We start from the raw sequence: 13,623 nt of genomic DNA on the forward strand, positions 1-13,623 counted from the left end.
CCCGAGAGGACCGCGAAACGGCAGTGGACGACGACCCCGAGGACGACTGGATGTGGGAGCGCGCGCGCGCGCTGCTCGACTCGGTCGAGCAGTTCCAGCGCCGTGCGTTCGGCGTCGCGCCCCCCGGCGGACGCACGCCGATCTGGACGCCTCCGGTCGACGTCTTCGAACAGGGGTCGATGCTGTGGGTGCTGGTCGCGCTGCCGGGCACGTGCGCCGAGAGCGTCTCCGTGCGCGCGACCGAGAACCACCTGATCGTCGAGGGGCACCGCGGACTCCCCGAGGCCTTCCGCAACGCCCACGTCCACCGCCTCGAGACCCCGTACGGTCACTTCCGCCGGCAGATCGACCTGCCGCTCGGGCGCTTCGTCCTCGAACAGCGCGATCAGGTCCAGGGATGCCTCGTGCTGAGGCTGCGCCGCGTGCCCACCACCGAACGATGACTGCAGACCACGACGACGGCCCCAAGGACGGCAACGACGACCGCTCGGACGACGCCAACGGCGCCGCGACCCGGGCGCGCACCTCGCGTGCGACGAAGAAGACCCGCGCGGCGAAGAAGTCGCGCACCGCGAAGAAGGCGTCCGAGAAGCCGCGCCGCCGCGAGCGCGACGGAGACGGCGACTCGAACGGTGACACCCCCTCGAAGGACGGCGGCGACGACGTGCCCGCGGACGACCTGCCCACGATCGAGATCCCGCCCACCGGAGTGATCGACCTCCCCATCGGGGCCAACGCGATCGACCTCAGCCGACTGTTCGACTCGCCCCAGCGACCCGCCACCGACGACACCGATCAGGCGCCGCTCGCGGACGACGAGATGATCGTCGTCGCCGTGCACGGCATGGTGCTCTTCCCGGGCGTCGTGCTGCCGGTGGTCGTCAGCCGCGAGAAGTCGATCCTCGCCCTCCAGGCCGCCATGCGCTCGGACCGGCCGATCGGACTGCTCCTGCAGCGCGAGGCCGACATCGACGCGCCGTCCCCCGCGGACCTCTACCACGTGGGGACCACGGCCTCGATCGTGCGCTACGTGACCACGCCCGACGGCGCGCACCACGTGATCGTGCAGGGTCAGAAGCGCTTCCGCGCCACGAAGTTCGTGCGGAGCGAGCCGTACTTCGTGTGCAAGGTCGAGCTCCTGGAAGAGCGCGCGCTGCCGAAGGGCCGGGGCAAGGCGAAGGCCGAGAAGTCGCTCGAGGCGCGCGTGATGCACCTCAAGTTCCAGGCCAGCGAGGCCCTGTCGCTCCTGCCGGAGACGCCCGAGGAGCTGCTCGGCGCGATCCAGGAGTCGGGCTCGCCGTCCGCGCTGACCGACCTGATCGCGACGTTCATGGAGCTGCCGAACGAGGAGAAGCAGCAGATCCTCGAGACGGCCGAACTGATCCCGCGGATGGAGTTGGTGAGCGCGAAGCTCGCGCACCTGATCGAGGTCCTCTCGCTGTCGAAGGAGCTGCGCGTGAAGACGCGCGGCACGATGGAGAAGGCCCAGCGCGAGTACTTCCTGCGCGAGCAGCTGAAGACGATCCAGGCCGAACTCGGCGAGGACGCGGCGCCCGAGCTCCAGGAACTCTCCGAGGCGATCGGTGCAGCGGGACTCCCGGCCGACATCGAGAAGGAGGTCCGCAAGGAACTCGCGCGCCTCGAGCGCATGCCTGAGCAGGCGGCCGAGTACGGCATGCTCCGCAACTACCTCGAGACCGTGGTCGAGCTGCCGTGGTCGAAGCTGTCGACCGATCGCATCGACCTGAAGCGCGCCAAGCGCATCCTCGACGAGGACCACTACGGGCTCGAGAAGGTCAAGCGCCGCATCCTCGAGTTCCTCGCCGTCCGCAAGCTCAAGCCCGACGGCAAGAGCCCGATCCTGTGCCTCGTCGGGCCGCCCGGCGTCGGCAAGACGAGTCTCGGCCGTTCGGTCGCGCGCGCGATGGGACGCGAGTTCGTCCGCATCTCGCTCGGCGGCGTGCACGACGAGTCCGAGATCCGCGGACACCGGCGCACCTACGTCGGCGCGATGCCGGGATCGATCGTCCAGGGCATGCGGCGCGCCGGGAAGGCCAACCCGGTGTTCATGCTCGACGAGATGGACAAGCTCGGTCAGAGCTTCCAGGGCGATCCGTCCTCGGCCCTGCTCGAGGTGCTCGATCCCGAACAGAACAAGACGTTCAAGGACCACTACCTCGGCGTCCCGTTCGACCTGTCGCGCGTGATGTTCATCGCGACGGCGAACGTGCTCGATCAGATCCCGGGCCCGCTGCGCGATCGCTGTGAAGTGATCGAACTGAACAGCTACACCGAGCAGGAGAAGCTCGAGATCGCGAAGCGCTACCTGATCGACCGCCAGCGCAGCGAGAACGGCCTGACGCTCAAGCAGTTCAAGCTCGACGACGCGGCGCTGCTCGAGATCGTGCGGCACCACACGGCCGAGGCCGGCTGTAGGAACCTCGAGCGCAAGATCGGCGCGGTCGCCCGCTGGGTCGCGACGCGCATCGCCGGCAACGAACGGCGCTCGATGACGGTCCGCAAGAGCGACGTGACCGAGATTCTCGGCCCGCGCCGCTTCGAGGACGAGCGCCGCCTGCGTACCGCGGTGCCCGGCGTGGCGACGGGTCTGGCCTGGACGCCGTTCGGCGGCGACATCCTGTTCATCGAGACGACGCTCATGCCCGGCAAGGGCGAGATCGTGCTGACCGGCCAACTCGGCGACGTCATGAAGGAGAGCGCGCGCGCCGCGGTCAGCCTCGTGAAGTCGCGCGCCGTGGCGCTCGGCCTCGACGAGAAGCCGTTCGAGGACAAGGACCTGCACATCCACTTGCCTGCGGGCGCCATCCCCAAGGACGGTCCGTCGGCGGGCGTGACGCTGTTCACGGCGCTCGTGTCGCTGCTCACGAAGCGGCGCATCGACCCGGAACTGGCGATGACGGGCGAGATCTCGCTGCGCGGTCTCGTGCTGCCGGTCGGCGGCATCAAGGAGAAGGTCATCGCCGCCCACCGCGCGGGGATCCGGCGCATCCTGCTGCCGAAGGCCAACGCGAAGGACGAGCTCGACATCCCGGCGAGCACGCGGCGCGACCTCGAGCTGATCTACGTCGAGAAGGTCGACGACGTCCTCGAGCAAGCCTTCGCGCTGCCTTCGAAGAAGCCTGCGGCGAAGAAGTCGGCCAAGAAGCGCGCCTCGAAGAAGCGCGCCTCGAAGAAGCGCACTTCGAAGAAGCGCGCGGGCACGAAGCCCGGGCGCACGTCGACGGCGAAGTAGGCGCGCCGGGCGCCTGTCGCGCTTCCGCTCGCCCCCGCGGAGCTCAGCGCGGACTCGGCGAGAACGACCGCGCCGCTTCGCCCGTCGGCAGCTCGTGGACGCTGAAGCGGTGCTCCATGCCCAGGCTGTCGGTGAACTCGATCACGTGCGGCTCACCGAAGCGCTCGAGACCGACGATCAACGCGTCGAGTGCCGCCGCGAAGGCCTCGCGATGCGACTCGGGGAGACTCGGATGGTGCACCGAGCCCTCGTCGAGGAACACGACCGCGCGGCGCTCGTCGGCCAGTTGTGTCAGCCACCGGACGCGCAGGCCGCCGATCACCACCGGGCTGAGGTCGGGCATCAGGACCACCTGGCCGCGGGCGTAGAACGGCAGCCAGGCTCCGAGTCCGGCGGGCGTGACGATCAACGCCTGCTCGTCCGCGAGCAGATCCACCATGTACGGATCCGCCGTCAGCTGGCCGAGCGCGTCGTCGGCCGACACGGCGCGCAGTTCGAGGTGCTGCTGGAGGCCGGCGACGACGATCGCGGCCGAGCAGGCGAGCGCGACGACGGTCCCGGCGCGGCGCGCGATGTCGCCGAGGAGGACCTGCGCCCCCCGCGCCAGACCTTCGGCCCCCATCCCCACCAGGGTCGCGTACGAGGCCAACGAGATCGTGAAGAAGAACAGGTGGTTCGCCGAGCGACCGGGGAAGGCCGCGACGTACACGAGCCCCGGCAGTCCGGCGAGCAGCAACAATCCGATCTCGCGCCGCGGTCGTCGCGACAGGGCGGCCAGCACCAGCCCGAGCAGGCCGAGCACGAACCCCGGCGGCGTGATCCCCACCACGAAGCCGTGCAGCTGGACCGACCAGAAGGCCGCGTTCAGCTGGGGCTTCACGGCCACGTCGGAGCCTGCGAGCGCCAGCATGTCGGATCCGTCGGCGCTGCCCAACGCCTGGTCGAAGCGCGCGGACAGCACGTCGAAGCCCACGACCGATCCGAAGTGGACCCAGATCGCGGCCAGGATCGCGACCGAAACGCCGAACAGGATCGCGGGAGCGAGCAGCGGCCGCCACGTGTGCGTCGACCGGGCGACACCGAGCGCGTGCAGCGCGATCACGGGCCCGAAGAAGAAGGCCGGCCAGTCGAGCGCGCACGCCAGGCCGTACCACAGACACAGGTGCACGAGGTCGCGCCGCTCGCGGCGTTCGAGCCAGCGCACGTAGCAGAGCAGGGCGAGCGCCATCGTCGCGGCGATCGGCACCTCGGTCCACAGCTGCAGTCCGTCGCGCAGTCCGTAGGGCGCGAAGGCCCAGACCAGTGCCGCGACGCGCCCGGCACGCACGCCGGCGAAGCGCCGCGCGAAGGCGTAGCCAGCGACGCACGCGAGCGTCGACGTGAGGATGGGCAGCAGTCGCAGCCCCCACTCGACCGCGCCGAAGAGCCACACGAACAGTCCCGCGAGCCACATGTAGGTCGGCGGGTGGTTCAGGTAGTGCTGTTCGAACACGCCGCCGCCCTCGGTCACGACGCGCCACTCGAGCGGCACGCCGCCGGTCGAGAGGAATCCGAACTGCGCCAGGTTCGTGGCCGGTCCGCCCGTCGCGTACGCGCCGAACTCGCCCTCCCAGATACGCGAGCTCCACGGGTCGTCGACGCCGATCAGACGCACGGCGAGCGCGACGACGAGGAGCAGCCAGACGAAGGGATCGGCGAAGAGTCTGCGCATCGGATCAGCCGTCGAGTGCGGCACCCGTGGGCAACTCGACCAACCAGAACGACTGCGGGCCCTTGCCGATGTCGACCACGTGTTCGGTCGCGGCGCCGATCGTCATCAGCTTCGAGAGCACCGGCTGCATCTTGGGATCCTGCAGGCCCCAGAACTGGTCGAACAGGAAGACGGCGCGGCGTTCGTCCTCGATCCGATCGACGATCCCGTGCAGGAAGCCGTCCAACGCCTCGACGCTGTCCGTCCCGTAGACGATCGGCGCGCGCGAGTAGAACGGCAGGCAGGCGCCGCGGCTCATGTGGGTGATGACAACCGCCGACTCGTCCTCGAGGATGGGCGCGAGCCACTCCTGACGCGCCAACCGGGGCAGTTCGTCCGAGCGGAAGCGCATCCACTGCAGGAGGACGACGAGCGTGCTGAGCAGGGCGACACCGATCGCGGCCGCCCCGAGCACGAAAGTTCCCGAGCGCGCCGAGACTCCTCGCCGAGCCGCCAGCTCGGACACGCGGTCCGCCAGCGCGAGCGCCCCGATCGCCGCCGCCACGCAGACCGCGGGGGCCGACACGAGCATGAAGAAGTCGTGGTTGTTCGAACGGCCGGGGAACAGCAGCACGTACCACAGTCCCGGCAGGAGCCCGAGCAGCAGCGCCACGCCGCGCCCCTGCGGACGTTCGCCGCGGAGGACGACGAGTCCGATCGGCCACAGCACGCAGATCCACAGGGCGGAGACGTCGAGCAGGAACCAAGCGAGAGGCGCGAGCGACACCCAGATCGCGCTGGCCGATCCGATGGCCACCGCGTTCGAGCGGCGCGCGATCAGCCTGCAACCGCCGAGCGCCGCCAACAGCAGCACCGGTCCGGTGAAGCCGAGCTGCTGGAACCCGAGCTGGGTGCGCGCATACTCCCAGTTGAAGTACGGCTCCCAATCCATCACGTAGGCGAGCGTGTTGCCCGAGTCCTGCATCGCACCCTCAGTCCCCGCCACGAGCACCATGTGCAGCTTGTGCGCGCCGAGCAGGAGGCCGGAGAGGAGCGGCAGCGTCCAGGCCCAGGCGAACCGGCCCCAATTCCCTTCCAGACCGCAGCGCACCAGCGCGTAGATCGCGAGCCCCGGCAACACGAAGTGCGCGGGCCAGTCGAGCAGGGCTCCGGCCGCCAGCCAGACTCCCGTGAGCACGAGATCGCGCGCCCGCCGGTGGTCCATCCAGCGCACGCCGTGGATCAGCACGAAGCACGTGGTGCCCGCGATCGCGGCCTCGGTCCACGTCTGCATCCCGTCGCGCGCGGAGTACGGGATCACGGCCATCAACAGGGCCGCGAAGCGTGCGCAGCGCTCGTCCGCGAACTCACGTCCGAGTCGGTAGGCCGCGAAGATCGAGAACAGGGAGAACAACAGCGGCGGGATCCGCAGCGCGTCCTCGTACGGGCCGAGCCACTCGAGGAACGCCGCCGAGATCAGCATGTACGCCGGCGGGTGGTGCATGTACCAGCGCGTGGCGTGCGTCCCATCCGCCAGGTCGACGCGCCACTGGTAGGGCATGCCGCCGGACTCGAACATCCCCCGCTGGGCCAGGTCAGTCGCCGGCCCGCCCGTGGCGAAGGCGCCGAACAACCCGTGGAAGTCGCGGTTGTCCGGACTCCACGCGTCCCCCGCCGACAACAGACGCAGCGCGATCGCGAGCAGCGCGACGGCGATCCACCACGGCAGCTGCGCGCGCGGGGCGGCGCCGTGCTCGGGCACGGGCGGAGCGTTTCGGGTCGTGCTCATCGGGGGGAGATGCGTCGGCGGACCGCGTGCCAAAGACTACCCGTCGGGGGTCGTTCGAGCCCCCTGCGGTTCGTGCGCGGAGGCCCGTCGCCCGTATCCTGGGCGCCCATGTGGACGGGGAACCGAGGCCGGCTGTCGAGCTGGGGACGCGCGCTCGTCCTCCTGGTCGTGCCGCTCTTCCTGATCGGTCCGTCGCTGCTGCCGGGACAACGCTTCCTGCCGCAAGCTCCCGTCCAGTACGAGCCCCTGCGCTCGGAGTACCCGGACGCCGCCGAGGCCGCGGACACCGGTTCGAACCGCTTCACGGGCGACCGCGTCTTCCCGGCCCTGTCCGACCAGATCGAGCTGCGCCGGCGGCTGGGTTCGGGGACGAGTTGGACCTGGGAGGAGAAGTGGGGCTTCGGCGCGCCGTTGCTCGGGAACACGATCCACGGGCCCTACTACCCGCCGAACGCCCTGGGCCTGGTCCTCGCGCCCGATCGTGCGGCGGGCTGGTTGGCGATCCTGTCGCTGTTCCTGGCGGGGCTCGGGACCTGGCTGTTCCTCTGGCGCCGCGGCCTGACCGAGGTCGCGTGCCTCGTGGGAGCGCTCGCCTACCAGGGCACCGGTTGGGGCGTGGTGAACCTGCACTACGCGATGAAGGTGGACGCGGCGCTGTGGCTGCCGTGGTGCCTGTGGGCCCTCCATGGATTTCGCAGCGGCGATCGGCGCGGACTGCCGCTGCTCGCCCTGTGCGCGGCGGCGGCGGCGCTCGCGGGCTTCCCGCCCATCGCTGGTTTCACGCTCGCGGCGGTCGCGGTCGCAGCGACGCTGTGGGCGCTCGGCGACGCGCTGGGCGGCTCGTCGGCGAGGACGGCCGTGGTGCGAGCGACGGCGCCGATCGCGGCGCTGTGGCTGGGCGTCCTCCTGGCGTCGATCCAACTCGTGCCGACCGCGGCGGCGGCGCTCGAGTCACCGCGCGGCACACCGACCCCCGAACGCGTCGCGTTCCAAGCGCTGCCGTTCGCCACGCTCGCGACCGCAGCGGTGCCGGACCCGTTCGCGGCGCCGACCGTCGACCCGCCCGCGCACCTGCCGCTCGCGGCCTGGATCGCGCAGAGCGATCGCGGCGACGCGGCGCTGCTCGCGAACGGTCTCGAGTGGAACACCCACCCCGGCAGCGCGGCGTACGTGCTCGCGTTGATCGGCCTCCTGGTCGCCGGTCGCCGCGCGCTCCTGCCCTTCGCGCTCGGTGCGCTGGCCTTCGCCTGGGCCCAGGACTGGCCGGGGATGCGCGTGCTCTACCACTTCCCGGGCCTCAACGGGGGCGCACCGACGCGCGCCCTCTCGGTGGCGTGGTTCGCGTGGGTCTGGCTCGCGGCGCTCGGGGTCGACCGTCTCGTGGGCGAGGATTCGCGGCGCGTACGCACGGTCGCGGCGGTGCTGGCGAGCGCACTCGCACTCGGCGCGGTCGCGGTTCGTACGTTCGGACTGCCGAGCGCGGAACGGTTCGAGAGCGCGCTCGCCGAACGCTTCGCGATCGACGCGCAGGCCGTGCGCTCGCTGCTCCCGAGCGAGGCCACGACCGCCGCGTTCGAGCACTTCGCCGGCGGACTCGCCCTGGCCGGCGTCTCGTTCGCGCTGGTCGCGGCCGGCGCGCTGGCTCTGCGCTGCGTGCGCGGCGCGGGGCCGCTGGCACTCGCCGTCCCCATCCTTCTGGCGCTCGCGACCGAAGTCTCGGTGACGTCGCGCCCCCACCTCTTGCCGCGCGACCTCGGCGGCATCGAGGTCTTCCCGCGCAGCAACGCACTCGACGCGGTGGCGCGAGCGGCGGGCGAGGGCCGCGTCCTGCGCTGGGCCCCCGGCGGCGTCGGCGACGTGATCCAACTCGCGCGGCCGAACATGCTGCAGGTCTACGGCGTGCGCGACATCAGCGCCTACCTCGCGTTCCAGCAGAGCGCGACGACCCAGTGGTTCGAGGCGATCGATCCGCGCATGCGCGAGGGCGACGGCGTGGCGCGACTGCCCGCCCTGCACCTGCTCGACGATCCGCGTCTGGACCGCGCCGGAATCACGTGCATCCTCGCGCGCGAGCCGCTCTTGCACGAACGCCTGACGCTCGAGTACGACGCGGACGGCTTCTACGTGCACCGGCGCCGCAACGACCTGCCGCCGTCCGAGTGGATCGGCGAACCTCCGGGCGCGGAGAGCGCTCGCGACCGCGCCGAACGCGCGCGGACCTTCGGCGCGCTGCTCAGCCTGCTCGGTGTCCTGATCTGGGTCGTGTGGGTGCACCGTCTGGCGCGGCGCGGACGAACGGACACGGAAGCGCTCGACGCGACGGTGGCTTCCTGATGCACCTCCAGGTCCTCTCCAGCGGCAGCGGCGGCAACTCGATCCTCGTACGGCACGGCGACGCCTGCGTCCTGATCGACGCGGGTCTGCCGGCGGTCGACATGGACGCGCGGCTCGAGGCGGCGCGCATCGGACTGGGCGGCATCCACATGATCGCCGTCACGCACGGACACCTCGACCACACGCGCTCGGCGGGCATCCTCGCGCGGCGTTGGCGCATTCCGGTCGCCTGTGCGCCGGCGATCCAGTCGAACGCCGCCGTGCGCCGCTCGAAGAACCTGGCCACGTTCTCGCCGACCCAGCCGGTGGTGGTCGACGCCGGCGCGGGCTCGCCGCCGCTCGAACTGCACGCCGTCGTGATCCCCCACGACGCGAGTCCGACCTACGCCATTCGGATCGAGGCAGGCGAGAAGCGCGCCGTCGTCGTGACCGACATGGGGCGCCCGGACGAGGACGTCGCACGACAGTTGGCCGGCGCGGACCTTCTGTACCTCGAGTTCAACTACGACGAACGGATGCTCGCGAACGGGCCCTATCCGGCCAAGCTGAAGCACCGCATCCGCTCGGGCGGCGGCCACCTGTCGAACGAGCAGAGTGCGTCCATGCTGCGCTGGCTCGCGAGCGAACGCCTGCACACCCTGGTGCTCGGGCACCTCTCCGAGAAGAACAACACGCCCGAGCTCGCACTGACGACCGCGCGCGCGACGCTGAGCGAACTCGGACTCGAGCACGTCGAGGTGCACGTCGCCGAACAGGACGCGGTCGGGCCGAACCTCGCGGTCTGAGTCGTCGATCACGGCGACGCGCCCACGCCCTCGAACTCCCCCACCCGACCATGAACGATCCCAGACGACGCCCCCCCGCCGCCGACGTCCTGCGCCTGCTCGCGAGCCACGTCTCGGTGCGGGGCTTCGCGCGGGCACCACTCGAGGAGGGACTGCTCGCGAACTGCGTCGCGGCGGCCCAACGGGCCGCCACGTCGAGCAACGTGCAGGCCTACTCGCTGATCCGCGTCACCGATACGGCCGAACGCGCGACGCTGGCCGAACTCTGCGGCGGCCAGGCCCAGATCGCCGAGGCCGCGGAGTTCTGCGTCGTGTGCGCGGACCTGCGCCGGGACGACCTGGTCGCGCGCGCGGCGGGCGGAGCTGTGGTCGCGAACCTCGAGGCCTTCCTGCTCGCGACGGTCGACGCCTCGCTCTTCGCCCAGAACCTGGTCGTGGCCTGCGAGGCGCACGACCTGGGCACCTGCTACATCGGCGGTCTGCGCAACCGCATCGACGAGGTCGACCGCCTGCTCGAACTGCCGCGGCTCGTCCTGCCGCTGTTCGGGCTGTGCATCGGACAGCCTGCGACGCGCAACGACGTCAAGCCGCGCCTGGCGACGGACGCCGTGCTCCACGAAGGACGCTACCCGAGCGACGCCGCGGTTCTCGCCTCGGTGCGCGACTACGACGCGGCGCTCGCCCCCTACTTCGCCGCGCGCGGGACGCCGCAGCACACCTGGAGCGGCAGCATCGCACGCAAATTCCACGGCGCGCTGCGGCCGCACCTGTGGGCCTACTATCGCTCGAAGGGCGTCGAACTCGACCTCGCATGAATGCGCCCACCTCCGCAACTCGCGCGGTCCTCTTCGATCTCGACGGCACGCTGATCGACTCGATCGAGCTGATCCTGCGTTCCTACGAACACACGTTCTCGGCCCACGGGCTGCCGGCCCTCGCGCGTCCGGAGCTGGTGGCCGGACTCGGTACGCCGCTGTGGGCGCAGTTCCGTGCCTGCGGCGTCGCCGACGACGAGGTTCCGAACCTGGTCACGACCTACCGCAGCTTCAATCTCGAGCACCACGACGAGTTGGTGCGCCCCTACCCCGGCGTGCTCGAGGCGGTCGAGGACCTGGCGCGCCGCGCGATCCCGCTGGGCGTGGTGACGAGCAAGTTCGCGGCCGCCGCCTGGCGCGGGCTGCGGCTCGTCGGCCTCGCGAAGCACTTCGAGGTGCTGGTCGGCGCCGACGACGTCGAGCGCCACAAGCCCGACCCCGAACCCGTGCGACGCGGGGCGGAACTCCTCGGTCTGACGGCGGACGCGTGCGTCTACGTCGGCGACTCGGTGCACGACATGGCGTCGGCCCGCGCGGCCGGTGCGCGTGCGGTGGGCGTCGCGTGGGGCCCCTTCGAGGACGCGTCGCTCGTCACGGCGGGCGCGGAACGCGTCCTCGCTCAGCCGTCGGACTTCGGAGGCTTGCTCGTGCCGTCGGCGTCGGCGCCGTCCGCGTCCTCGCTCTCGTCGCCCGCGGGGCCCTCGACGTAGCCCAGGTCGATCAGGATCTGGTCGGCGGAGTCGTCCACGTCGAGGTTCGTCCGCAGCGTAGTCGTGGCCCGCCACTCGTCGATCCGCTGGCGCAGCGACGCGGCCAGCTCGGGTTCCTGTCGCGAACGATCGGTGAGGTACAGCGGCCCCTGGGACAGCTGGAACAGAAGGCCGCTCGGGCGCTGGGGATCGCGCACGCCCGAGAGTTCGCGCGGCATCTCGACCCAGAAGTTGCCGGCGCCGTCGATGACAGCCGTCGTGTCGCGTCCGTGCCCGAACACCAACTCGCGCTCGACCGTCGTGCGACCGACCAGACTGGTCCCGTCCAGATCGTCGGGAACGTGGGCGCCGACCGCGGCCAGGATCGTCGGCAGGATGTCGATGTTCGCGCTCATCCCCTCTCCCACGACGCCGCGCTCGAAGCCCGGACCGCTGACGATCAGAGGCGTGTTCCAGGTCTGGGGGAAGTACCAGTGCTTGTGGTCGTAGGCCAGCCAGCGACCGAGCGCGAGCGAGCGCGGTTCGTCGTCGAGCAGAGCGTCCTTCTCGCCCGGGTAGATCGGGTTCTCGAACATCGCTTCGCCGTGGTCGGCGGCCAGGACGACGAGCGTCGTGTCCAGCTCGCCCGAGGCTTCGAGCGCGTCGAGGATCAGACCCAGGCCGTGGTCGAACGAGCGAACCTCGCCGTCGTAGGCCTGGCGTATGCCGCGGATGAACTGGCGCCCGTTGGTCCCCTGACGCGCGGCGGCACTACCGGGCAGGAACTGCTCGATCTCGTACTCGGCGCGCTTCCAGGCGTCGCGCTGGGCGCTGGAAACGGGCGCCTGCGGCCGAAGGAACCGCTCGTCCGGTTCGTAGGGCATGTGCGGGTCCATGAAGTGGACCCACCCGAACCACGGTCGCTCGTCCTGCAGATCGAGCCCGGCCTTCCAGTCGAGGAAGCGCTTCGCGACGACGTCGGCCGGGTCGGAGTAGGTGAGTTGGTCGAAGTGATCGACGCTGCGCGCGAAACCGCGTTGGGGACTGGCCACCGCGTTCGCGACGAAGGCTCCGGTCCGAAAGCCCTCCTCGGAGAGCAGGTCCGCCAGCGTCGGCTGGTCCTTCGGCACGCCCCGGCTGCGCTCGCTGATCCAGCGCCCCGTCATCATCGAGATCATCGACGGAAGCGTCCAACAGCCCTGGGCGCGATTCTGCTCCCAGACCACGCCGCGTTCGGCGAGTCGATTGACATGGGGCGTGCCCACGTCGCCGCCGTAGGGGTCGAGACGATCCGCGCGCAGCGTGTCGCACACGACGAGCAGGACACCGTGCACCGACGCCCCGGCCGTCGGTCCTGCGCCGGAACTGGAAGGGCCGTCCGAGCCACCGCAGCCGCACAGCAGCGCCGCGACGAGGAGACCCAGTCGGCGCACGGCTGCTACCACTTCGGGCGGAAGAACAACGGCGACCAGCGCACGATCGCCCAGACCGCGATGAATGCGTCCTTCAGGCCGATCTTCTTGCCCTCGCTGTAGTCGCGGCCGGCGTAGCTGATCGGGACCTCGTACACGCGCGCCCGCATGCGTGCGACCTTGGCGGTCATCTCGGGCTCGACGGCGAAGGTCGTCGACCGGATGTCGAGCTTCGAAGCCACGTCGACCTTGAAGACCTTGTAGCAGGTCTCCATGTCGGTCAGGTTCAGGTTGGTGAAGCAGTTCGACACGAGCGTCAGGGCGCGGTTGCCCAGGTAGTGCCAGAACAGGTGGACGCGCACGTACTTCCCGCCGAGGAAGCGACTGCCGTAGACCACGTCCGCGCGTCCATCCTCGATGGGACGCAGCAGCAGCGGATAGTCGCTCGGGTCGTACTCGAGGTCCGCGTCCTGGATCACGACGACGTCGCCCTTCACCTGCGCGAAACCGGTGGCGAGTCCGCCGCCCTTGCCCTTGTTCACCTCGTGGTGGAAGCAACGGACGTTGTCGTACTTCTCGGCCAGCTGCGCCATGATCTGGGGCGTGCTGTCCTTGGAGCAGTCGTTGACCAGGATGAGCTCCTTCTCGTACGGAGCGGCCTGGACGCGGGCCACGAGCTCTTCGAGCGTGGCTTCTTCGTTGTAGATCGGGATGACGACCGACAGCTTCATCGGGGGAGACCGAGGACGGCGGGTGCGTGAGGCACCGCGGAGGGCGCTCGGGGACGTGTGGCAGGTGGTCGGGGCCGCAGCGCGGGGGGCGGGACCTCGGGCCGCGTCCGAAGGGGTGCGGCGAC

At 70.7% G+C, this 13,623-nt stretch carries 10 protein-coding genes; 6 read left to right on the plus strand and 4 right to left on the minus strand.

The features are described 5' to 3' along the window. Positions 1 to 23 precede the first annotated feature (23 nt). Together Pla163_RS11900 and lon are read left to right on the plus strand one after the other, a co-directional pair. On the plus strand, positions 24 to 443 hold the full coding sequence (locus Pla163_RS11900) for an Hsp20/alpha crystallin family protein (RefSeq protein WP_145188431.1): 420 nt from the start codon (positions 24 to 26) through the stop codon (positions 441 to 443). Then, positions 440 to 3,253, plus strand: a complete 2,814-nt coding sequence (gene lon / locus Pla163_RS11905) for an endopeptidase La (RefSeq protein WP_419185861.1) — start codon at positions 440 to 442, stop codon at positions 3,251 to 3,253. Before Pla163_RS11900 ends, lon begins: the two co-directional genes overlap by 4 nt. Before the next feature lie 43 nt (positions 3,254 to 3,296). Here lon and Pla163_RS11910 read toward each other — a convergent pair whose 3' ends face one another. Together Pla163_RS11910 and Pla163_RS11915 are read right to left on the minus strand one after the other, a co-directional pair. After that, the gene (locus tag Pla163_RS11910; RefSeq protein ID WP_145188434.1) at positions 3,297 to 4,964 is read right to left on the minus strand and encodes a glycosyltransferase family 39 protein; all 1,668 of its coding nucleotides are present in this window, start codon (positions 4,962 to 4,964) and stop codon (positions 3,297 to 3,299) included. 4 nt (positions 4,965 to 4,968) lie between these two features. Beyond that, positions 4,969 to 6,732 (minus strand): ArnT family glycosyltransferase, encoded by a 1,764-nt coding sequence (locus Pla163_RS11915; protein ID WP_145188437.1) that lies wholly within the window; start codon positions 6,730 to 6,732, stop codon positions 4,969 to 4,971. 108 nt (positions 6,733 to 6,840) lie between these two features. On the opposite strand from Pla163_RS11915, the gene Pla163_RS11920 reads away from it, so the two are divergent. Genes Pla163_RS11920 through Pla163_RS11935 form a run of 4 tightly spaced genes read left to right on the plus strand, consistent with a single transcriptional unit; the run spans position 6,841 to position 11,376 of the window. Continuing rightward, positions 6,841 to 9,066, plus strand: a complete 2,226-nt coding sequence (locus Pla163_RS11920; protein ID WP_145188440.1) for a glycosyltransferase family protein — start codon at positions 6,841 to 6,843, stop codon at positions 9,064 to 9,066. Further along, positions 9,066 to 9,851, plus strand: coding sequence for an MBL fold metallo-hydrolase (locus Pla163_RS11925; protein WP_145188443.1), 786 nt, complete (start codon positions 9,066 to 9,068; stop codon positions 9,849 to 9,851). The genes Pla163_RS11920 and Pla163_RS11925 overlap by 1 nt, the downstream gene beginning before the upstream one ends. Before the next feature lie 50 nt (positions 9,852 to 9,901). Next, the gene (locus Pla163_RS11930) at positions 9,902 to 10,666 is read left to right on the plus strand and encodes a nitroreductase family protein (RefSeq protein ID WP_145188446.1); all 765 of its coding nucleotides are present in this window, start codon (positions 9,902 to 9,904) and stop codon (positions 10,664 to 10,666) included. Continuing rightward, a complete protein-coding gene (locus Pla163_RS11935) occupies positions 10,663 to 11,376 on the plus strand; it encodes an HAD-IA family hydrolase (protein WP_145188449.1) in 714 nt (237 codons plus the stop codon). The genes Pla163_RS11930 and Pla163_RS11935 overlap by 4 nt, the downstream gene beginning before the upstream one ends. Here Pla163_RS11935 and Pla163_RS11940 read toward each other — a convergent pair. Together Pla163_RS11940 and Pla163_RS11945 are read right to left on the minus strand one after the other, a co-directional pair. Beyond that, positions 11,286 to 12,788 carry a sulfatase gene (locus Pla163_RS11940; RefSeq protein ID WP_419185862.1) on the minus strand — a complete coding sequence of 501 codons (1,503 nt, stop codon included), beginning with the start codon at positions 12,786 to 12,788 and terminating at the stop codon, positions 11,286 to 11,288. The genes Pla163_RS11935 and Pla163_RS11940 overlap by 91 nt on opposite strands. 5 nt (positions 12,789 to 12,793) lie before the next feature. After that, complete coding sequence (locus Pla163_RS11945) at positions 12,794 to 13,498, minus strand: glycosyltransferase family 2 protein (protein WP_145188452.1); 705 nt, start codon at positions 13,496 to 13,498, stop codon at positions 12,794 to 12,796. Between the last annotated feature and the right edge of the window lie 125 nt (positions 13,499 to 13,623).

It is taken from the genome of Rohdeia mirabilis (genome assembly GCA_007750655.1).
Taxonomy (GTDB): Bacteria; Planctomycetota; UBA1135; order UBA1135.